The sequence below is a fragment of the Paenibacillus sp. R14(2021) genome, assembly GCF_019431355.1.
Lineage (GTDB): Bacteria > Bacillota > Bacilli > Paenibacillales > Paenibacillaceae > Paenibacillus_Z.
Genome location: NZ_CP080269.1, coordinates 4,824,410 through 4,847,581 on the forward strand (window position 1 = coordinate 4,824,410; position 23,172 = coordinate 4,847,581).

15 protein-coding genes are annotated in these 23,172 nt (G+C 50.8%); 14 read left to right on the forward strand and 1 reads right to left on the reverse strand.

What is annotated here, in order from left to right; all coding sequences use genetic code 11:
- Nucleotides 1-24 precede the first annotated feature (24 nt).
- The 8 genes from KXU80_RS22430 (at nt 25) to KXU80_RS22465 (ending at nt 14,725) form a co-directional block, all read left to right on the forward strand.
- The gene (locus tag KXU80_RS22430) at nt 25-1,035 is read left to right on the forward strand and encodes an ABC transporter ATP-binding protein (protein ID WP_258171109.1); all 1,011 of its coding nucleotides are present in this window, start codon (nt 25-27) and stop codon (nt 1,033-1,035) included.
- Nucleotides 1,032-1,673, forward strand: a complete 642-nt coding sequence (locus KXU80_RS22435) for an ABC transporter permease (protein ID WP_219835380.1) — start codon at nt 1,032-1,034, stop codon at nt 1,671-1,673. Before KXU80_RS22430 ends, KXU80_RS22435 begins: the two co-directional genes overlap by 4 nt.
- Before the next feature lie 37 nt (nt 1,674-1,710).
- Nucleotides 1,711-2,655 (forward strand): ABC transporter substrate-binding protein, encoded by a 945-nt coding sequence (locus tag KXU80_RS22440; RefSeq protein ID WP_219835381.1) that lies wholly within the window; start codon nt 1,711-1,713, stop codon nt 2,653-2,655.
- A gap of 171 nt (nt 2,656-2,826) precedes the next feature.
- Nucleotides 2,827-4,860 carry a helix-turn-helix transcriptional regulator gene (locus tag KXU80_RS22445; RefSeq protein ID WP_219835382.1) on the forward strand — a complete coding sequence of 678 codons (2,034 nt, stop codon included), beginning with the start codon at nt 2,827-2,829 and terminating at the stop codon, nt 4,858-4,860.
- Between the two features lie 177 nt (nt 4,861-5,037).
- Complete coding sequence (locus KXU80_RS22450; RefSeq protein WP_219835383.1) at nt 5,038-8,106, forward strand: hypothetical protein; 3,069 nt, start codon at nt 5,038-5,040, stop codon at nt 8,104-8,106.
- A gap of 25 nt (nt 8,107-8,131) precedes the next feature.
- Nucleotides 8,132-12,361 carry a hypothetical protein gene (locus KXU80_RS22455; RefSeq protein ID WP_219835384.1) on the forward strand — a complete coding sequence of 1,410 codons (4,230 nt, stop codon included), beginning with the start codon at nt 8,132-8,134 and terminating at the stop codon, nt 12,359-12,361.
- A gap of 53 nt (nt 12,362-12,414) precedes the next feature.
- Complete coding sequence (locus tag KXU80_RS22460; protein ID WP_219835385.1) at nt 12,415-13,731, forward strand: hemopexin repeat-containing protein; 1,317 nt, start codon at nt 12,415-12,417, stop codon at nt 13,729-13,731.
- A 211-nt stretch (nt 13,732-13,942) separates the two neighbouring features.
- Nucleotides 13,943-14,725 (forward strand): alpha/beta fold hydrolase, encoded by a 783-nt coding sequence (locus KXU80_RS22465; protein ID WP_219835386.1) that lies wholly within the window; start codon nt 13,943-13,945, stop codon nt 14,723-14,725.
- A 200-nt stretch (nt 14,726-14,925) separates the two neighbouring features.
- Here the strand turns inward: KXU80_RS22465 and KXU80_RS22470 are convergent, their stop codons facing one another.
- Nucleotides 14,926-15,525, reverse strand: coding sequence for a restriction endonuclease (locus tag KXU80_RS22470; RefSeq protein WP_219835387.1), 600 nt, complete (start codon nt 15,523-15,525; stop codon nt 14,926-14,928).
- A gap of 121 nt (nt 15,526-15,646) precedes the next feature.
- Here KXU80_RS22470 and KXU80_RS22475 point away from each other — a divergent pair, with 121 nt between their 5' ends.
- The 6 genes from KXU80_RS22475 to KXU80_RS22495 all read left to right on the forward strand — a co-directional run bounded on the left by KXU80_RS22475 (nt 15,647) and on the right by KXU80_RS22495 (nt 23,139).
- A complete protein-coding gene (locus tag KXU80_RS22475; protein WP_219835388.1) occupies nt 15,647-18,403 on the forward strand; it encodes an MrcB family domain-containing protein in 2,757 nt (918 codons plus the stop codon).
- Complete coding sequence (locus KXU80_RS22480) at nt 18,375-20,153, forward strand: restriction endonuclease-like protein (RefSeq protein ID WP_258171110.1); 1,779 nt, start codon at nt 18,375-18,377, stop codon at nt 20,151-20,153. The genes KXU80_RS22475 and KXU80_RS22480 overlap by 29 nt, the downstream gene beginning before the upstream one ends.
- An 11-nt stretch (nt 20,154-20,164) precedes the next feature.
- Nucleotides 20,165-20,785, forward strand: a complete 621-nt coding sequence (locus KXU80_RS28190; protein ID WP_258171111.1) for a DUF8743 domain-containing protein — start codon at nt 20,165-20,167, stop codon at nt 20,783-20,785.
- A 148-nt stretch (nt 20,786-20,933) separates the two neighbouring features.
- A complete protein-coding gene (locus KXU80_RS22485) occupies nt 20,934-21,329 on the forward strand; it encodes a TM2 domain-containing protein (protein WP_258171112.1) in 396 nt (131 codons plus the stop codon).
- Nucleotides 21,330-21,608: 279 nt separating this feature from the next.
- Nucleotides 21,609-22,523: a helix-turn-helix transcriptional regulator gene (locus KXU80_RS22490; protein WP_219835389.1), complete on the forward strand. Its 915-nt coding sequence runs from the start codon at nt 21,609-21,611 to the stop codon at nt 22,521-22,523.
- A 76-nt stretch (nt 22,524-22,599) separates the two neighbouring features.
- Nucleotides 22,600-23,139 (forward strand): DinB family protein, encoded by a 540-nt coding sequence (locus KXU80_RS22495; RefSeq protein WP_219835390.1) that lies wholly within the window; start codon nt 22,600-22,602, stop codon nt 23,137-23,139.
- Nucleotides 23,140-23,172: the final 33 nt, after the last annotated feature.

The window sequence follows — 23,172 nt, forward strand, 5'->3', positions numbered from 1 at the left end:
GGTTGGAACGGAGGCTGGCATGGCATGAGCATGCAGAGTGCAGTAGTGTTTAGAGCGGTAGATAAGAGCTTCGGATCTGGTTATGTGCTTCAGAACTTCGATCTGGATATCCCAGCAGGGAAGATCGTGACGCTGATCGGTCCTTCGGGCTCCGGCAAGACGACGATTCTGAAGATGATCAACCGATTGGTGGAGCCAAACGCAGGCACGATTGTTGTAAACGGAAGCGATGTAAGCAAAATAGATCCCGTCTTGCTCAGAAGAAGCATCGGCTACGTCATTCAGCAAATTGGCTTGTTCCCGCATATGACGATTGAAGATAACCTCACGGTCGTTCCGCGGCTGAAGGGACAGCGCAAGAAGAGCATGGCCGCTCTAACCGCGCAGCTGCTGGAATTGATCGGGCTTGATTACGGCGAATTTCGTCATCGTTACCCGCATGAGCTGAGCGGCGGCCAGCAGCAGCGCATCGGCGTGGCTCGCGCATTGGCGGCCGACCCGTCCATCGTGTTAATGGATGAGCCGTTCAGCGCGCTTGACCCTATTAGCAGGGTACAGCTGCAGAATGAGCTGATGAAGCTGAATCAGACGGTGAAGAAGACGATTGTTTTTGTCACGCACGATATTGAGGAAGCTTTGAAGATTGCCGATCAAATCGTGCTGCTGAAGAATGGCAAGCTGGTTCGATCCTGCACGCCGGATCAACTGGTCACGGAGCCTGCGGATGCTTTTGTCCGCGAGTTCGTCGGCGAGGAACGGTTCCGTGCCGCTGACTTGAAGAATGTCAGCCGGACGGCTGGGGACCTGATGCTCGCGGAGCAAGAGGACCATGCGGTACGGATGGAGCAAGCGCTGGCGGCAGGCGCTCCATCGATTGAGATGTCGATGCCGGGGACGGCGGTGTTCCGGCTGCTGATGGAGCATCCGGTTCTGCTGGTGCTAGGACCTGATCGGAGCTTCGTGGGCTTGATTACGAGAGACGATGTGTATCCGCTGCTCGCCGATCGTTTGCTGCAAGGTAGTGTGCTCGGATGAATCGTCTTTGGCATACGTTCGTTACGGAATGGCCCTTCATTCTGAGCAAAGTGCAGGAGCATATCTACCTCTCCATCGTTGCTGTCGCGGCCGCGTGTGTGATCGCCATCCCGCTCGGTATCTACTTAACACGAAACAGTCGACTGGCCCAGCCGATCTTGAACGTGGTATCCGTCATTCAGACCATTCCGAGTCTGGCGATGTTCGGCTTCATGATTCCATTGTTCGGCATCGGCACATTGCCCGCGATCGTTGCGCTTACCTTATATGCTCTCTTTCCGATTCTTCAGAATACGTATGTCGGGATCAACGAGGTGGACCCCGCGATCATCGAGGCTGGACGCGGGATGGGGATGACGCGGTGGCAGCTCTTGCGAATGGTGCAATTGCCGGTGGCAAGCAGCTTCATCTTAGCGGGCGTTCGGATGGTTGCGGTGCAAACGATCAGCAGTGCTACCATTGCTACGTACATAGCGGCAGGCGGGTTGGGAGATATTATCACGCATGGCATTGCGGCAATTGATACCGTAACGATTCTGGAAGGCGCAATACCCGTGTGTCTTCTTGTTATCGTGGTCAACCTGCTGCTGTTCGGACTGGGGAAGTTATGGATACCGGCAGGTCTTCGCAAACGATAATACGTCTCGCAAGCGAGCTAAGAAAGGAATTCGCGTCATGGTTGATTTCAATGATTTCAAGATCGAGCAGAAGGAAGCGGGCACCGAGCGCCCTATGTTCAGGCTTCGCATATTAACGGCAACAACGGTGATGCTAGCGCTGGCCCTTACAGCCTGCGGCAAGAGCAAAGAGGATACGCTTGTCGTGAGCAGCAAAGGCTTTGCGGAGCAGGATATTTTGGCTAGTGCCATGAAGCAGTTGGTCGAGCAGGATACGAACATCAAGGTCACGGTAAGAAACAATTTGAAAGACAATGTACTGTTCGAAGCGTTCACGAAAGGGGACGTGGATGCGTTCGTCGATTATACGGGCACGGTGCTGATTCAATATTTGAAGCAAGCGCCCATCTATGACGCCAAGAAGGTCTACGAAGAAGCATCCAAGCAGCTGGAGGCGAAATATCACTGGACGCTGCTCAGCCCCATTGGCTTCAACGATTCGTACGCCATGGCGATCCGCCAGGAAGATGGCGAGAAGTACGGCATCAATACGACATCGCAGCTGGCGGAGCAGTCGGATAAATTCGTCTTCGGCAGTCCGCAGGAATTTGTTGATCGTCCGGATGGCCTGCCCGCGGTTCAGAAAACGTACAACATGCACTTCAAAGAGATCAAAACCTTCGGCTTCCAGCTGGATTATATCGCACTGACCAAGAAGCAGGTGGATTCGATTGTCGTGTACACGACGGACGGAAGAATCCCCGTCAATAAAATCAAGGTGCTCGAGGATGACAAGCATCTGTTCGTTCCTTATGATGCGGTCCCGATGGTGAAAGACGAAGCGTTGAAGAAGCATCCTGAGCTGAAGGACGTCTTGAACAAACTCGCCGGCAAAATCAACGAGAAGCAAATGCAGGTGCTGAACAGTAAAGTGGTGAATGAGCATCAGAATGCGGATGAGGTTGCCAAAGCGTGGCTGACGGAGCAGGGGCTGTTGAAATAATCCAGTCTCCATCTCGGCCAGAGTTTGGTCGTTGACAGGGAATAAATCGCCTGATACGATAGTGGCAACAACAACTGAATAGCCACATAATCCCAATAAATGGATTACACCATGAACCAGCGGAAGCTTATCTTCCGCTGGTTTTTTATGCGGGAAGGGAGAACTGCATACATGTTGAGCGAAGATCGACTTCACAGCGTAGGCAGCGAGATGGAACAGCAGTTTTTCGTAGGGCGGGATGAAGAACTCCGGTTATTTCGGGGACTCTTGGACTTGGATAACGCACGCAAAGGTATCCTTAATGTCTACGGAACCGGCGGTGTCGGCAAAAGTTACTTGCTCGATGAGTTCAGGCGGCTTTCCGTAAATGCGAATCGAAAGTTCATTTTACTGGATTGCCGCGTTTTCCCCGGTATTCCTCTTGATTTTTGCAGGCATCTGCTGCGCGTGCTTCAATACCCACTGCAAAGATTGGAGAAAACAATGGATAGTAGTGAGCAAACGGAGATCTGTCTCGACGTGATTCGAGAGAAGGCGTTGAGAGAAAAAATCGTTCTTGCACTGGATACGTTCGAAGCGATCGGAGAAATGGAATATTGGCTGCGCGAGGTATTTCTGCCTCAGCTGCCTATTGATGTCCTTGTCGTTATATCCGGCAGATTCCCGCTGCAGGGATCTTGGCTTGCTTCACCGTTATGGCGGCATAAGGTTCACCGGATGTTACTTGCTGAACTGGATTTAAATGCGGTCAAACGATATTTGGAGCACGCTGGGGTTATGCAAGATCAGCAAATCCATCATATTTGGACGAAAACAAAAGGCCATCCCTTAACGTTATCGCTGATCGTTTCGACTACGCTGGTCGGAACGATGCAAAAATTTCTAGATGAGAACGAAGTTTTTTCGTACGTCGTCGACACGTGGCTCAAGGAGGTTCCCGATCCCGAAATGAGGGAATTGGTGGAGACTGCGTCCGTCTTGCGTCAATTTAATCAGGAATTGCTCAGCCGCGTGTTGGACAAAGAAGTAACAACTACGCAGTTTCTTAAGTTGACGGGATATTCTTTCGTTCAACGGGTAGAACGCGGTTGGCTGCTTCATGATTTGCTTCGCGACGCCATCGGATTGGAGCTGCGCCTTCGCAGGCCAGAATTCCATAATCGGCTGTGGAAACGCTGCGTTTTATACTACTGCAATAAAATGAAACTTTCAGCGAAAAGAAAATCCGCAGCCTGGGAAAACGGTGAATTTCTATATTACATTGGCAATCAGTTCGTTCAGTTTTTGCTGTATCGCCAATCGATCTGTTTCAGTGTGGAACCGCTTCATCCATCCAACTGGTCGGAAGCCGAGCGGTACATCGAACAACGCAGACTTACTGCGAAGGATTCGCCCTTTGTCTTTACAAACCGAGAGACGAACGAGAGCGTCGAGTTCCTCCTAACAGCTAATGAAAGTCTCAATATATTGAATCAAATTCGATTGAAAGAGCTGTACGACCTGGATCCGACGTGCGTGAAGTTAATTCGAAACGCCGAAGGAAAAGTATACGGCATGATGGAGATTATTCCGATCAATGAAGCCACAATGGACTATTTAATAGCGAGGCCCCTCTCTTCCTCCTATTTTCGCCATCTGTCCGAATCCGCAAGAAAAGAGCTGATGGTACCAGGCCATACGAAAGCCGGTTATTTTGCGAAAATACTCGACGTTTACGACTTCGCCGACCCCTCCATGATGCAAGCTTCTTTGTTTACCTTAATTACCTATATCTTGACCGCGGGATACGTGGTGGCGGCCCCGACCGAAAATCCGATTTCTAACGCGATTTGCACGAGCTTGGGGCTGGAGAAAGCCAAGGACGTCGTCCATTACGATTACGACGGGGTGACGCCGACCTCCTATTACGTGATGGATACGAGAGGCAAAAACATCCATCGCTATTTGAATAAAATGATCGCTTCTTTCGGTCTGTCCGAAGACGGGGATGAAGAGGACGAACGGTTGCAGGATTTGACCAGCCGGGAAAAAGAAGTCGTTGTGCAAATCATGAAAGGCAAAACGAACATCGAGATTGCGGGGGAGCTTTATCTCAGCGAGGCTACCGTTAAGAAGCATATCGGGAATATTTTCAGAAAGCTTGATGTCAATAACCGAGTACAGCTGATCAATAAATGCACCGAACGAAATACAACTTTCGGATAATATCCGGTGATATATTCCTGTGGTACCCTATAGGCATTGAAGCACTTAAATGAATCGATGGATGGGTGAGCTGCCATGTCCGAAGATCGCTTTCAGTTGAGCGTATTACGTAAGGAAGATTTTCTGAATCTGACCTTTGAGTTGATAAATGTACGGGCGGAAGGAGCGCCGCATCGCTTGACGAGAATCATTCCAGGCGAGGCTGCGCTTCTCATCGTACATTTCCCCCCGCAGCATGTGGCCGAACAAGCGTTTATTCAAAACAAAGCGGGAAGCTTATTTGCCGGCCCTCCCCCCGTGATGGCATTATTGGCCGGTCCGAGCCGACTGGTATTCAAGCTCCACGATGATCGGAATGAATGGCCGCTCACCATGGATACGCTGATGGACTGGCAGGCTTATGAGCCTGTCTTATCGGCTAATGCATTACCGTTCGAAGCAACATCGGGCCCAGGCATCAAGAAACCGGTTCCCCTGGAAACCGCGCTTGAAGTCCCGACGGGGTTGTATTTGTCCCCGGATCGGTTTGGCACCTGGTACCATTCCATACAGCCAGTCGGATCCGAGGGGCGCTTCGAACTGTGGCATACCCGCTTGGGAGCAGCCCGGCCGAAGGAGCCCGGGGCAGATACGAAAGATACGAATGATACACCTGTCTATTCCCGGGTTATCGGCACGACAGATGTGCAGTTCCCGTTCAAGACCTCCCTAAACGCAGGAGGCAATGATACGCTCACCGATATTGCCCGCTTATCCTCCGACTTTTCAATGCCGCGAATGCCTGGTACCAATGGTTTACCGAATTGGCTGCAACGGCCAATCGATAGGCTTATAATTCGAAATTGGCAGAAACGTCTTGCCGACAAAGGGCTCCCGCTCAAATACGTGCCGAGTCCCGTGCGTGTCAGACGTCTTATGCTTTCATCAGCAGGTGCATGGGCGAACCTCGAGAGCGCTTGGGATTATCCTACAATAATAAAGGGCGTCAACGATGGCTTGGGTTACGATCCGCTGTCCCTTGAGCAATGGCAGCATATCGCCGCGCAAGGAAGAGATCAATACGTGAAGACCGTTAGAAAAGGATACCTTTGCGATACGGGTCATCGCGTCTCTATAGTCACCATTACCCGGCGCGAATTTCAGCCCTATCAAATTCGAACCGAACATACGCAAGACGGTAACATCGGTATTTTTGGTTCGATCGCATACTTGCGGCAATACGAGTACATCGAAGTGCAAGAGCCGATTAAGGATTACACGCCTTTGGCGTGGGCCTATGCGCATAATGGCCGAGAAATGCCTTTCAAAACCATCCGCATCACGACCCGTGCAACGCCGATGCTCGATCCGCACCCCGAAGGCCTCTTCTGGCCGATGGTTGGCGGGAAGCCGTTTCTCTTCCAGATGGTCGCGGAAGATGCGGAAGGGAAAACGGTTCATATGGAGCGCCCGCTTCTATTTGTCCCCTTGACGGTCCAACAAAGAACGATCAGTCGCTTTCCCTTTTTTCGAGTGATTGTCAAAGATACGTTCATCGATTGGCACGATGTGAAGCTAGAATATGAGAAATCGCACTATCTGGACTATAAAACCGTACCGCTGCATGCGCAATCCGTAGCTTTCGCCGAGACAACGACTGAAGGAAAGGGCAAGACTTCGTTATCGGCGGAAAACATAACGTTTACGATGCAACTCGTTGACGATGCCGGCAAGCTGGGGAAATTGACCAACGGTCAGCCGCCGTTTTTACCGGAAGTAACGGCTGCGAGTGTCCGTATACCGTCGGTTGAACGTCTCTTGGGCAGATCTCTGCCCGTAGATATCAAATTGGCCGAGGATTACTTGACTGGTGGCATGGATCCGCAAAATAACCGAGGCGAGCTATTTGCGGAGCTCCCGACAAGCCTTGCCCTGCCTATTCCACCGGAGTTGACAGGAGGGTTGGTTAAGCCGGATATGTCCATCGCGGGGCTTTCCCGATTGCTTGGTCCCGTCGATAAACTGGATCAATTCCGTAACAATAAACTGGACACGAGCATGTTTGACAAAGCCAGCTTCCTAGGCGGCATTACGTTGAAGGATATTCTGATCGAGGCAGGAAGTTTGGATCTTGATCACTTTGAGCACGCAGACTTGCCTGTAGAGGATTTGCTTGCCAAACTCGACAAGCCCAGCTTCAAGTTGAAAATTCCGCTGCTGACCAGCCGCGAGATCTATCCGCCTGGCGTAGATCCGAAGAAGCCGACGGCTCCTCCGATTGCCGTCGAAACGCGGTTCTTGTGGAAGCCGGATATCAGAGATCATACCATCGGGCCGTTTCAGTTCCAACCAGAAGCCGCATTAGGCCAACTGATTCTCCGTACGATCCTCGTGACGCCTTTAAATGGCGATCCGTTAACGTTCGAGGTATACGGACAATTGAAGAAATTTAAATTGGCGTTTGCCAATGCGCTCAACCTGGACTTCGAATCGCTCAGCTTCCGCAGCGTGGATGGCAAGAAGGCGGACGTCAGCGTGGAAGGGCTGGCGTTAACATTCACGGGTCCGCTGAAATTCGTCGATACGCTTAAGAACATTATTCCATCTAACGGTTTCAGCGACCCTCCGTTCTTGGACGTAACGGCTTCGGGGATCCGAGCCGGATACACGCTTAGTGTGCCGACCGTCAACGTAGGCATCTTCAGTTTACAAAACCTGAGCTTGGGTGCGGCTCTAACGCTGCCTTTTGTCAATCAACCTGCGGGCATCCGCTTCAACATCTCTGAACGGGAAAAACCCTTCTTGGTCACGGTCGGTCTATTTGGCGGCAGCGGATTCTTCGCCTTGTCGCTTAACGCGCATGGAATCGAACAGATTGAAGCTGCTATCGAGTTCGGAGGAAATGTCAGCTTGGACCTTGGCGTGGCAAGCGGCGGCATCTCCGTCATGGCGGGCATCTACTTCGGCATGGACAAAGACAACGTCATGCTTACGGGATATTTAAGATGCGGAGGGTACCTCAGCGTACTTGGCCTGATCTCTCTTTCGGTCGAGTTTTATTTGGGATTCTCGTACCTCGATAAGGGCAACGAAAAAGGAGAAGTATGGGGGCAAGCCACCGTAACCGTCTGTATCGATATCGCCTTTTTCAGTAAAAGCGTCGAGTTGAAGGTGGAACGAAGGTTCGCCGGCGCAGCGGGAGACCCTACGTTCGGCCAGCTTGTCTCTCCAAGCGAATGGGAGAATTATTGCGAAGCATTTGCCTGAACGAGTAAGAAAGGAGCTTATGCGGATGACCCTAACGCAAGACATTCTCTGGATCGCGCTCCCGGGCGGCGTACGCGCAGAAGACGACAAACGTTATCTTCGTTTGTCCGTCTTCGTAAACCCGCGGCTGCGCTCCGACGAAGGAATGACGCTTAGGCAATACCCTGATTTTCTAGACTGGGGGGCGCTTATGCAGCCTGGTCTGTCGATGTTCACCGTCCGTTTGGATGACGGGACAGAGGTACGCTCGGTCGTTACAAGTAATCCGCCAGACGCCGTTTTGTGGCGAGCATTCTTCCATGAAGAGATACCCGTCCGTCCTTATCAATTCGAAGATTATTCCAACCGGCCGATTGTAAGTTTTCCTGCCGATGCCATTCTGAAGGATATCAAGACCTGTTACCAACAAATCGCGGCTAAGTCCCCATACGATCACCCTGCAATCAAAAAAACGACGAATGACGAGGAAGGGCAGCTTAGTTTGGAAGAAGCTTTCGGGGACTTGCGCAAGCTTCACCTCCCATATGAAGACGATCACACGCCGCTTAACGATCGGCTAAATGCTTCCATTGAGAGATCACGCAGGGACGCTCGTCGCAGGAGCGCTCAAGGGGTGATCGGGGGAGGTCCGTACATCCCGGATGGAATCGGAGGCGCAGCTGATCCATTCTTCCGAACCGCTCTATTCCATTATCGTCCCCCCATGGCCAAACCGGTCGATCTGCCGCAAGGCCCGGCTGCGCGTGCCGGCTTCGAGGAGGAGTTTGATTTTCACCAGATGGTATCCGCGCTCGGAGACTTTCCCCAAATCCTTCGCCGATTGGGATTGATTATCGACTTGGAGATCGACGCTGCCGATTTACCGCCGTCAAGCGAGTTGGCGCCGAGAAGCCTGTCCGTCCTTCCTAGCTGGAACTCATCATTGCCCAGGAAGCAGCCTGGCTTGACGACATGGACAGCCGACTACTACCCATGGACGAAGTTCATTCACAGCGAGCAGGGCGGCCAGACGTTGTTTGCGGCGCACTCGGCCAATGGGGAATTTGTCGCGGGATTAGTGAATCCGGGCGATGAGCTGGGCCTTGAACAAGTAGACGTAGACGGTGCTGCGCTCAAAACGTTGAATTTGGTTGAAACGCTGGGAAGGGCGATAAAGGAGGAATCACTAGCAATCGACGCTCCGGAAAAAGCGGGCGTTCCTTCGCTGCGTACGGGAAGCATCTCAATCTTCCGTAAAGGCAATGCGAATCGTCGTTATGAATCCTTCGTACGGTCGACGAAGCTCAATGAATGTCTATCGTCCGACCCGCCTATTGTTACTGCGCTTTATGCCGAAGATTTGACCCGCGGCTATCGAATGGATGTGTATGAGGAACGGTCGGGAAAATGGCATTCCCTTCACCAGCGCATAGGAAGTTATGCAACACCTGGCGCTCCGGGCGTTATCCCGGATGACATCAACGATGAGGGGTATGTCCAAGCAAGTGTAACCGGGCCGGTACGCGATCAAGGCGTCCCCCGTGATCCGGGAGAGGAGCTTTACGTTCACGAATCGTTGTTCAGTTGGGATGGTTGGAGTTTATCGGCGCCGCGACCCGGATTGAGCATCAGCCGCAGCGCACGTGCCCCGGATCCAAGCGATCCGGATTCGATGCCGCAGCGCGTCGAGAACACAGCCATGACAAGGCTCGGCTTGGAGACGAAATTTAAGGTTCAACCAGGGACGCTTCCCAGGCTGCGGTTCGGACAGGGTTACCGGATCAGGCTGCGCGCCGTCGATCTTGCTGGCAACAGTCCTGCATTAGAAGAAGCGAATACGCTTGAGTCGGTATTGCCTCCTCCGCGAGAGCTGGCTCTGATTTACCGTCGATTCGAACCCATACCTCCGCCTGAGTTGATTCCATGCCAGTTATATAGTACCGACGGCAATACGGAACATCCCGAAGCGACTGCTTATGCGGAGGGGGAATCGCTGGAAAGGTTGGTCATTCGCAGCAATTTCGAGCTATCGTCAGAGGAGTACGTCGAACTGCGCCCTGCCTATCGGCCTTATAACGACAGGCACATCGCTGCTCCCAAGGCCTCGCTTCAACTCGTTGAGCTGCATGGTTTGCTGGACGAGGCATTGGATGCCAAGAGCGCAGGGCTGACGCCGCAGGAAATCCGGGAACGCGTTCTGAATGTGTACGAGACTGTGGCCTTGCGGGAATCAGGTTCATGGAATGATCAGGAGCTGCCTTCGGTGAGATTCGTACGGACGGGGCAAGAAGAAGGGCCGGGGGAAGGGTACGCCGTCCATACGGAGGAGCAAGCCATCCTTCCTTATCTTCCCGACCCTTGGTCCGCCGGTGTCGTCTTTCAAGGTTTGCCCGGCATTGCACCGGATGAACGGCTGTCTATTCCTTTTGGCGGACCGATCTGGTATGAGGCTGCGCCCTTCAGGCTGCGTTTAATCGAAGGCGATGGAGCTCCCGAGTGGGAAAGTTCGGAGCGCGTGCTGAAGATCTACCTCCCAAAATCGGGAATTGCTCGGGTGCGTATTAGTTCCATGTTCGCCGGCGATTTGGATGCAATGGGTTTGTGGCAATGGCTAATAGAAGCAGCGGAGAACGGCGCCGTATCCTTTGAAAGGTTATCCGAGCTCAAGCAAGCCATTCATGATGGCCGGCATTGGATGTTCACTCCGTATCGGGATATCACTCTCGTTCATGCGGTTCAGCAGCCGTTAGCCGCACCAGAGCCTAAACTGACCGCCAATCGCTCGCAGGGTGAGACAGTCGCCTGGCTTCAGGGAGAGATCTACCTGCATGCTCCCAGCACGGCCAAACTAGATATTGTGGCGAGTTGGAAGGAACCGCGCGATGAGCTGTCTCTCAATGCGAATAAGAATGATCTGAATGTCAGCGCGCATGTAATGGAAATCCCGACCGTACAAGATGACGGTGAACCTATTCTATTGACGTATAGCGACATTGTCCCTGACCCATTGCGGCTGGAGTCAGATAAGATTCTCGTATTTCGCGCTGACCAGGCCGGCGAGGCCCGCAAGTGGCATCAGGAGGCACTAGATGGATTGCCGGCTTCAGATACAATTCGGCGGCGATATCACCAGAATCAGATTAACTTGGCAAGCAAGATTACCGCACACGAGTTCGGCGACACCAAATACCGCCGTGTTCGTTATAAGGTCAAGGCAACGACTCGATTCCGCGAATACTTCCCGCAACAGATGACAACCGAGGAACTTCTCCGGGAGAGCGAGGAAACGGTTGTCGATATTCTAAGCTCGGCTCGCCCTGCGGCGCCCCGTGTACGGTATGTACTACCGACGTACGCCTGGGAGGAGGGTAATGGCGATGAAGACGGGAGCTTAAGGAGTACACGAAAGGGAGGGGGGCTGCGGGTATATCTCGATCGTCCTTGGTGGTCTTCGGGAGACGGAGAAATGCTGGGCGTCATTCTGGGTCATGATCTCTCGGTTCCGCAAGAACCGCTCTACAACTATTCGACGCATTGGGGTCAAGATCCGGTATGGCAATCTCCGGGGCTGCCGATGCCGCGAACGGCCAGCTTCAAAAACAGCAGTCATGTTTACGCAAATGTGAAAATGGCCGAACTAGCAAACACGTTCGTAAGCGTTGCCGTTTTTCCAGTCAAGTGGGATGATTCGCGCGAGCTGTGGTACAGCGATATGGAGCTCGATACATCTGATGCCTATTTTCCGTTCATTCGCCTTGCACTCGCCCGTTTCCAGCCGAACTCCTTGACGGACGGTCATGGGAATCTTGACGCAAGGATGCAGCTGGACCTTCGCTTGTCGTCCGTCGTACTTGCCGATATCGTTCAGACAGCACCCGACCGGATCTGCACGGTTACTAGAATTGGCGTGGCACCGGGTGGATACGGCATTTCCGTAAGCGGGGTAACCTATACAGCGAGACGTTCGACGAACGGTAATCTGGTCATACCGGCTTCAAGCCAGGTGGAAGTAAACGTGCAACGCCGCGATACCGAGATCGAAGACGAAACGATCGGATGGGTCGATCTTCCCTTAAGATTCATGCTGGACGCAGGCGTACCGGATGCCCTTGGCAGAGTCGTTTGGCAGGGCCAATTCCAAATTCCCCAGGAATACCTAGGGGAGACGCTTAGACTCGTCGTTCAGGAATTCGAGACGCTGGACGCCGCGGTACCATCTGAAGTTCGCGATGTGACGATGACACGTCTGGTTTACGTGGATATCTTACAGCTGTAAGGGTAGATCGGTGAATGTCTACAAATTTGGAAAATTTGAGAGGAGAACGAACGATGTCTGAAATTAAATCCGCTATTGCATGGCCTAATGGGAAATCCTACTTATTCAGAAATAACGATTATATTCGATTCGATTTCGAAAGCGGATCACAGGATCAGGACGCGCAATCCATGGCTCAATGGAGAGGGCTTCGTATGGAAGCGCCGGATGCTGCGGTCTATTGGGGGTTTGGCAAAGCTCACTTCTTCTATGGAGATGAATATGTCCGATATGACGTTCGCAATGATGGAGTGGACGAATGGTATCTCGCTCCGAATCCCCCTCGCAAAATAGCCGACCAATGGCCGGGAGTTTGGCCGGATCGTATCGATGCCGCCGTAAACTGGGGGAATGGCAAACTTTATTTTTTCCGCGGCTCTGAATATTTGCGTTACGACATCACGCTGGACCGTGTCGACCCCGAGTACCCTAAGCCAATCGGCGATTGGTGGCCTGGCGTCTGGCCGGATAACATCGATGCCGTACTCTATCAAGGCGGGCAGAAGGCCTATTTCTTCAAAGGCAGTGAGTACCGCCGATATGACTTGGATGCGGACTGCGTGGATGCAAGCGGGCAAATAGACGATTTAGTATTAGATCCGGTTCCATCAGGCATGTGGACGCCAGCCCGGGAATTAACAGTAGAGCAAGCGAACAAAGCCATGGGATACCTTATCCAGAACGGCAAACTTTCCTTAAAAGCGACTCAAACCCCATACAACGGCGATTGGTCGACCAACATCCAGTCGCCCAGACCAACGCAGCGCGTCGCGGTATCGCCCGCAACGATCAATCATATCGATTTAATCAATGAGAATAATGTTGGAGTTGCAGTCATCGACAACGTCGACCAGCGTATGTTAGTTTGCTTGTACCGTTTGACCCGATGGGTGAATGCCTCGCAGCCCGATATTTCTGCTATTCGGCACTTAGGCATTGGACATGGCGGCCAGAACCCTAATGATTGTCACAACCAAGGGAGAGCGATGGATTTTTCCGGCCTCGAGGGGACTTTTATGGAGGTTGCTTTTAACCGCCAGATTGCACGAGACTGGGGGAATAAGCCGGAGATACCGGGAAAGGCCTTGCGTCTTGATCCGGCAGTGGATCCATTGGCACATGAACTCTTCTTAAAGGTATTCAACTTTGCTTCTTTCGAATGCGAAAACAATGGGATAGGTGCTGCTAACACGTGGTCCGGTAAAGCAATCGGTGATATCGGCGGTTTTGTTATCCATCCGGATTATGTAGATGATCCACATTCCGTAAAGAAGCTAAGAGCGGCTCACTTCGACCACATTCATATGCAGATTGGCCCTACGTTTATTTAGCGGGCAGAAGAACAGCGAAGGGCAGCATGACGCGGCATTCTGAGTCTTAATAAAGGTCTTATACTTAAGGAACTCCGGTTCGGAATTAACGTCGGAGTTCCTTTTTTATTTGGCTGATTACAATTACGTGATTGGGAAGAACAGAGGTCTACCGAAGCGATCCTTCTAATAGGTATCTAGGGAGCTCCATTACCTAGTAAGGGGGAGAACCTTGGGCTATTACATTACGGTAGAACCTGGCGTGAGGGTATATGTGCAGGACTTGCTCCCGACGGGGAACAGGACGATTTTATTTATTCACGGCTGGCCGCTCAGCCATCAGCAGTATGAGTACCAATACGACGTGCTTCCATCGTACGACGTCCGCTGCATCGGTATGGATTGGAGGGGATTCGGGAAATCGGATAAGCCTTATACGGGATACAGTCTGGATCGCTTGGCGGACGACATTCGGGCCGTTATCGACGCGCTGCAGCTGCGCAATATCACGCTGGCGGGGCATTCGGCGGGCGGCGCACTGATCGTCCGCTATATGGCCAGGCATCAGGGCCACGGCGTATCCAAGCTCGTGATGATCGATGCGCAGTCGCCGGGGTCCGTGCCGCAGCAGGCCGCCAATGCGTTCATCGAGCAAACGTTGTCGGACCGGCCATCGCTGCTTGCGGGGCTGCCGAATCAATTCTTTTTTCGACACAGCACGGGACCGTTCGCGGATTGGTTCTTTCAAGTCGGACTCCAGGGAGCGGGCTGGGCGACGGCGGCGTCAATGATGACGTTAAGGGATCAGAACGTGCGGAACGATCTGGGGACGATCTGCGTACCGACATTGATTGCGCACGGCATCCATGACCAGGTCGTGCCGTTCGCGAATGCGCAGGAAACCCATCAGTTAATCAAAGGCTCGGTACTTGTTCCGTTCCAATACAGCGGCCATGTGCCGTTTCTGGACGAACGCGAACGATTCAATCAGGTCCTGCTGCAGTTTATCTGCTGAGTGTTACGCCCTTAAGAGCGTTAGATGACCCTATCAAGCAGGGAAGCGAGCTGGCCGAATGGCCGGTTTTCTTCTTTCTGGCCAGAAGAATATACGATTTGACTTGTATACAAGTAGTCACTGACAAGGGTAGGTATAAGCCTGAAAAAGTAGATAGGTAAAACGTTTCAAAAGAAACATGGAAGTCGCTTAGTTAACTATTAAGGGGAAAGTTTTGCAGAGACATTTGATGCAGACTTCTTGTTCGACTGCCATTTACTCCAATTACGCAGCTTTTGTTCCAATAAACCACCGTGCCAGTATTCAACTTTAAATTGTTCGGCTTCCTTCTTAGCTTGCATGGTCAAATCGGAGGTTGTAATTAACATCGAGAGTACGCAGTTGTGATTTCTCTTGGCTGCTACAAGCTCCCGAACTACCGTGACTCCGACCGTATTGTGATCCGCATAGCATTTTGCTTGAACAGCGGTTCTTTCTCCTCGTTTATCTACGATTACAAGATCCACGCCTCCATCATTGCCGCCGACCCCAACTTCATGTACGGTATAACCTTGATCTCTAAAATAGAGAGCGAGTAGCCTTTCAAATTCAGCACCCGATATATCATTCAATTCACTCTTTAGGATAATATTATCTTCGTGACAAACCTTGGAGACTCGTCTGTTTGCCGTCGGCTTCGAATTTCTTTGATTAGGTTTCTTTGTGGTTTTCCTTTGCCGACGCTTTTTCTTCGGTTGCATGATGCCAGCCAGAGCACCCAGAGCGGCAACCGCTAAAATGAATAGTATAATTTCTTTCATTTCAAAGCTCCTTCTATACTGTGATACTATTATATCGGTTGCAACTAGCAGGACTTTCAGACTATGCTCTTGAATTCTATTACTATCCTACATATTAATCCCAGTTTGGAGCGAAGCGTTCATGACCTTACCGGTAGAGCTGGCATCCATCTTCCGTGCCAAGCAAAAGTCATATAAAATGGTGCTCATTCTGTGCATCATTGAAGAGTACAAGCAAACTAAACTTCAATTCCTACCGCTGAGCACTGTCGCTGAGCGTTTTTTGTCGTATTACCAGAGTAGTAATGAAGAGGGACAAACCGTCGACACCCCTCCGGCAAATGTAGCGGACAGCTGGGGAGCGTTCACGTTAACACAGACGAAGTCGCTGCTGAAAACGCCTATCGATGCCTTGTCGGCTGTTCTAGAAACGACAGGTGATTCCATTACCTTCAAGACTTCGATCTGGTCCGTACTGGATGAGGCAATGCTTCAAGAACTAGCGGAATACGCACAAACTCAGTTAGATGCATATAATGAGCAGCTTGCAGTGCAATTCAACTTCTCGCTAAAAGAAACATTTGATCACGTTCTGGATAACTATTTGACATTTAAAACACAACCTTTCGCCAATCATTCAGTAGGCGCGTTAGTTCGTAATCGGATTCCGGAATATCTTCGATCACTTGATTTCATAGATTCCGAATATAAGGTCCAAGGCTCAATCGGACAAGGCAATTGGGTAGGGATCCCATGGATTGCGATCTTGGATAAGCGGCTTAATATGACGATTCAACGCGGTGAGTACATCGTATATTTGTTCGCTGAAGATATGAGTGCGGTGTATTTGACGCTCATTCAAGGCGTGACTGAGCCTCTTCAGCGTCTGAAGAAGAAGAGGGCCTATCCTTATTTTAAGCAAAAGTCAGAAGAGATCCGAGCTATCTTACCTCTTGAGAATCTTCAACTAGATGATCTTGTACCGGGGATCGGCGACGATTATCAAGCTGCAATAATCGCCTCGGTCCGTTATGAACGAGGTCAAGTTCCAAATGACGCTCAACTTCTAGCAGACCTGAAGAATGTGGTCCACAACTACAAACTTTATGCCGAAATTGTAGCACAGAAGAGCCCGCCAACCGAGTTGCCAGTGTTTAAGTACACGATCGCACATTTATATCTAACCCAAGGCATCATCAACTATCTTGGCCAATATCCGAATCAATTTACGTCTTTGGAAGAATTAATCGCGCATCCAGGTGTTATTTTCAAAACAGGAGACGAGATTAAGAACCCCAAAGAGCGAGCTCAGCATCTTGGTCGAGCGATTCAAGAGCTTGGACTCATTACAATCGAGGATAACCAATACGCATTAACATCGCTGGGTTGGAACTACTTCCAGGGTTTTGATTTGCAAATATGGCAGCTTAGCGCGAATCAGGCCGAGCTGCTCCGAAATTATTTCTCCGAGGAAGTAGCTCATGACCAAGCATCGAATTTGATCAAAGTCATGAACCTTGCAATTGCCTTATGCGAGGAGCTAGAGAACTTCACCCTAGTCCAGTTCAATGAGCCCTTCATCGCTGCTATGGGCATGGAAGAGTCATGGAGTACCGTGACACAGGAAAGTCGTTCACGATTCATGCTGAACTGGCTTGAAGAGCTCCAATATCTTCGCAAATCCGGCGATATGTATACATACGAACAACCCATCAAGGAGGAACCCGTGGATAATCTATCGGTAATGGAACGCATAGAAGCGATCAAGGTGTTCATCCGTGGCAAGGGATTTCATTTTCCGCAAGGCCTCATCGAGAATTTTTACCTCTCACTGAAGACCAAGCCGTTTGCCATCCTTGCCGGCGTATCAGGTACGGGCAAAACCAAGCTTGTGAAGCTCTTCGCCGAAGCGCTCGGCGCGACGAGTTCGAGTGGTCAGTTCACGCTCATTCCGGTGCGGCCGGATTGGAGCGATCCTTCGGATCTGCTCGGCTACAAGGATCTGACAGGAGCTTTCCGTCCGGGGAAATTGGCTGAAGTGCTGGCGGTTGCTGCACAGGAGCGCAATCGGCATAAACCTTATTTTATCTGCTTGGATGAGATGAACTTGGCCCGTGTGGAGCATTATTTCAGTGATTTGCTTAGTGTCATAGAAACGCAGGAATGGCGAGAAGAGCGAATCGTAACGGTGCCGCTAATCGAAGCAAAAAGTTTGGCGCCGGAGGATCAGCCACTCTACGGCGGCCTCGCGTTACCGGATAACGTGTATCTGATCGGCACGGTTAACATGGACGAGACGACGCATCCATTCAGCAAGAAGGTCCTCGACCGAGCGAATACGATCGAGTTCAATTATATCAATCTCGAACAGTTCCCGGATTTAGTTGGGTCGCAAGTTGAGGAAGCAGGGGGGCGGGCGCCAAATGCGTTCCTACGGAGCGAGTTTCTCCAACTCATCGATGCGTACGCCCAGCATGAAGAGCTTGCTAAGAGGGTCACGGCACAGTTAGTCCGCGTGAACGGCATCCTCGAACAGGTACATTCCCACGTCGGTTTCCGGATCCGGGATGCCGTGTGCTTCTATATGATCTACAATGAGCAATTCGAGCTGATGGGAGAGGACGAGGCGTTTGACCTGCAACTGCTGCAGAAGATTTTGCCACGGGTACAAGGCAGTTCTTCTTCCGTAAAGCGTGTCCTGCTCCAACTGATGCAAGTGGCGCTTGGTCGGAATTTGCCGCTGCAGGATTATCTTGATAATGCAAGCGAGCTCTATATGAAGTGGAGTTCTTGGTCGGCTTCCGAGGAAAAAGCCAAGTATCCATTCAGTGCACGTAAACTTGCATTCATGCTGCGGAGGTTGGAGGAAGATGGATTCACTTCCTATTGGCTCTCCTAGCACCAGCATAGAGCTGCTTCGAATCGAGACGAACCAGTTCAATCTCTACATTCAGGGCAAGCCATACCATCCGACGGTGGATACGTTGCAGCTTCATCGTACGGATCAAAATGAACTGATGCCCGCGCAGCTTCAGATTACAGCACCGACAGCTTCGGTACAAATCGAGCGTATCCTGCTGTTTCATCCGATAACGCGCAAGCTTGTGCCGTGGCAAACGGGCGATAGCGTTTATCCGTTCTTCTATGAGACGCAAGCCTATGAGCTGGTCATCGAGAAGAAAGAAGAGCTTCCGCTTACCTTCTATCACGAGAATGTGCATGTCAGGCAGGCGGTTAAGCCGCTCGGGAGTCGGATTTTATCCGGGATCCTCAACTTTCAGAACGAGGTCGGTTTAACGGACCTGGAGCTTCGACTGTATGGGCAGACGGTGCTTCAGCTGCAGCTGGAGATTTTTCCGGTGAAGATGGATTATAAGCAAGATTACCAGATGATTCTAAACGACGTAAATCAACAGATTTATAACCTCTCGTTCGATTTTCTGCGAAAAACCTACAATCTCACGGGTCTCAAAGAAACGCGGCATCAGAGCTTGACGGAGTTCTTCTCCATTCTTCAGCATGTGTTCGGGCAAATGGTGCAGGCTGTGGAGCGTATCAACAGTTCACCGCATTCCAAACATCAGGTGGAGAACCGGATTGTGGAGGCGGGACGGGTGAAAAAGCCGGGGAAGAGGAATATTACTTTTTTGACCAAACGATCGCATCTGCTCGTTCAAGATGATCAGCGAGGCGTCGTCACGCTTAACGGTCAGAAATACATCCCGAGCCACGCCATCGAGACGAAGCGGCATGTGGACTATGATACCAACGAGAACCGTTTTGTCCGCTGGGTGTTATTGCGGATTGCGAAGAAGCTGAAGGAATTGAAGATGCGTCTCATCGACAAGGGTCGGCTGCAGGATCCCCTCTTAGCCCGCAAGCTGGATGATATGGGGAAACAGCTGGGACGATTGTTGGGGCTTGATTTTCTGCAGGTACGGGAAATGCGGCAGTTATCAGTAACGCTCGTGCTACAGATGGCACCTGGCTATCGGGAGGTATATCGCAACTACCTGATGCTGATGAAAGGGCTGTCCATTCAAGGCGACCTGTTCCGCTTGTCGATGAAGGATCTAGCGCAGCTCTATGAATATTGGTGCTTCTTGAAAATACACGATCTACTTAGCCGTAAGTACGAGCTGCTGAAACAGGATATTATCAAGGTGAATCGGACAGGCGTGTTCGTGACATTGGACAAATCACAGAAGGCAAAGATGGTGTACCGGAACCCGGCGAACGGCGAGGTATTTACGCTTTATTACAACACGCTTCCGAGCGGTGAGAAGACGCCGACGGTCTCGCAGAAGCCGGATAATGTGCTGACGCTAAAGAAGAATGATTCAACTATGGAGTATAAGTATATATTTGATGCCAAGTACCGACTGAATCCAGCTTATGAAGATACTCCTTATCGAAGCATCTACGGTACGCCGGGGCCGGAGGAGTCGGACATCAATACGATGCACCGCTATCGGGATGCAATTGTATATGCAGAAGGTGGCGGGAAAGAGCTCGAACGAAGCATGTTCGGTGCTTACGTGTTATTTCCTTACCATGATGAGGAGCAATTTAAGGCGCATAAGTTCCATAAGAGTATCGAGCTTGTGAACGTCGGGGGTTCCCTTTTCTGCCGAATGCGACAAAGCTAATGGAGGCCTTCTTGGATGAGATCATCCAAGATAGCCCGGAGAAAGCGCACGAGCGCTCTATGCGCCCAAGGGGAACGAAGGACTACTACAAGGAAAAGCTAAGCGGACAAAATGTATTGGTCGGTTCGTTGCGTCAAGTGGAGCAGTTGGATGCGGCACTTCGGTATGGATTCTACCATGTGCCATTGGAGAATTTTACGGATCATACACTGCTCTCACAGCTGGAATACGTGGCGCTCTATCAGTCGATCGGGAAATTCCAATCGAGCGGGCTGGAAGCGGGCGTTCACTGGTATGGTCGCATACGTGACTGGAAGGTCGTGCGGCGGCATGAAATTCAGGAGCTGCCTGCAAGGCTGGGGACGGAAGAAAAGCTATATGTAAAGTTCACGCTGGAGCAATGGTTGAAGCGGGCAACGCCTATACGCCCTGGAGGCCGCGGGATCTATAAGCTGCTATGCACGTCGAAGTATGTGTTCGATCGAGCAGTCGAAATTGCAGAACTAAGGCTGCGGACCCAAGAGGAAATCACATTGTGGCGAGAGAAGAGGCGTCAGGGAAAGATAAATGTGGAGCTGAATCATGAGTTTGTGGATTTGGCTTCTGGAGTTCTGGATATCGGAATTAAGTAGGAAGGCAATCTTTAACTGATATGATGACAAAATACCTTTTGGGAGATATATGGTTAACAAAAACATACTCTACCCGTGGTAAAATATGCTAGTATATAGTTTGGAAGTCCTGGTGCTAAAACACTAAAACCATAGGGAGTGTAAAAGCGTGTCGGAATTGACATTACCATCTTATGAAAAGACAAAGTTTTGTAAACACTGTGCAGAAAAGATTCACTTTGAAGCTGTCGTGTGCAACAAGTGTGGATTGCAGGTTGAAGAGTTAAAAGGTGCAGGTCAGCAACCAACTGTAATCGTTAATAATTCAAATGTTAACACGAACACGAACACAAATTTAGTTGGGAGCTTTGTCACTGGAAGACAGAAAAGTAAATGGGTGGCGTTAGCTTTATGCATTTTTCTTGGTTACTTTGGCGGACATAAATTTTATGAAGGCAGAGTAGGGATGGGGATTTTATACTTCTTTACAGGAGGCCTATTCTTTATTGGTATAGTTATTGACTTTATTGCACTGCTGTTTAAGCCGGACCCATATTACGTATAAATGGTAGGGAACCAATTTCAAGGCCACAGGCATCATAAGTTTGTGGTCTTTTTAAATGGATTCAAGTTTTCTATTTATAGAAGTTTTTTGCAATGCGAGAGCCCAACGCGATTAAGTTATTGATACTAAAAGAATCTACTTTTATCTTAGTAGATCTAATCGAGCAATTGACGCCAGGAAACCAATGGCGTCTTTTATTTTGCTTCAACATTAACCGACGCAGCCCCTATGATATAATAACTATTCAACACCACAAACCGAACAACGGGCGGGATACCCATGAAATTAGAACGTTTAATCGCCATGATCTACAAGCTGCTGAATCACGACGTGTTATCGGCCTCCATGCTGGCGGAAGAGTTTCAAGTGTCCCCGAGAACGATCTATCGGGACATCGACGTGATCTGTGCCTCGGGCTTCCCGGTTGTCGCGTATCAGGGAACGAAGGGCGGATTCGGCATGATAGACGGCTTTAAATTGGACAAAAGCCTCCTCGGTTCCTACGATGTCGCTTCCCTGATTACCGTGCTCCGCAGCCTCTCTACCGTGTTCGAGGACGACCGTGCGCAAGGTACCATTGAACGGCTCAAGTCGCTGGAAACGGAGCAGCAGACACCGAGTCTGACGGTGGATTTTGAATCTCGCCGTACGGATTCCGAAGCGCTTCGCCAGTTACGCGCGGCCATTACGGAGCGCCGGACCGTCCGGTTCGAATACATTAATGCCAAGAACGAACGCACCACTCGTGATCTGGAACCGGTGCGGCTTCATTTTAAATACAGCAATTGGTACATTTATGGGTATTGCCGCACGCGGCGGGAGTATCGAGAGTTTCGGCTATCCCGGATGATGCATATAGTCCTGACACAGGGTACGTTTCAACCGCATAACGAACCGCAAGAGGCCGGTTACCCGGAAAGGCCATCGCGAGATGTGGGGGAGGACGTCGTAATCCGAGTGGGTGCCGAGGCTTTGGCGGAAGCGATGGATCAGTTTCATCCGGTGGAGAAGCAGTTTCATGACGATGGCAGCATGACGATGCGAATGGCTGTATGCAGACCACTAGAAGCGCGGTGGCTGCGGTCCATTCTGCTGAGTCTTGGCAGCGGCGCGGAGGTCCTCGAACCCCCTGCTTTGCGAGCTATTGTACGAGAGCAGCTGCTAGCTGCGCTGAAACGTTATGAAGAAGTATGACAGTCTGTTGTCATACTTCTTTGCTTATAATAACGACATAGCTTAATCATAGCGGTTCACAAAGGAGACGATACGAATGACGAATCATCCCGTTGAAATGTACAATTACCACGCATGGGCCAACCAAACGATTTTAGGCAGAATCAAGGAACTTCCGCCCGCCGTGCTGAGTCAAGACGTGAACAGCTCGTACCCTACGCTCGCCCATGCCCTTAGCCATATCTATGCGGTTGATCGGATGTGGTATCAGGTATTAACAGGCACCGAGATGGGAGAGGCGCTGCAAGACTGTATGCCGCTCAATGCGCACGTTCTGCCAACTGTAGATGAATACACCGATAGCTTTGCCCAGTTAGCGGAACAATTCCGGTTATGGCTCTCGAGCCAAGCCGATTTGGAGAAAACCATTCTTCTTAATAATCCGTACGCCGGTCCCCGCCAGACACGTTTATCGGAAATCGTGCTGCAGGTGGTCAATCACGGGAGCTATCATAGGGGGAATATTTCGACGATGCTGCGTCAGCTGGGCCACGCATCCACGATGACTGATTATGCGCTTTATTGGTATCAGTCACCTGCGGATATGCTGGAAAGACCCGTATCAGCTGATCAATAAGGGAACAAAAACAAGCCCCCGATCACGATCGGG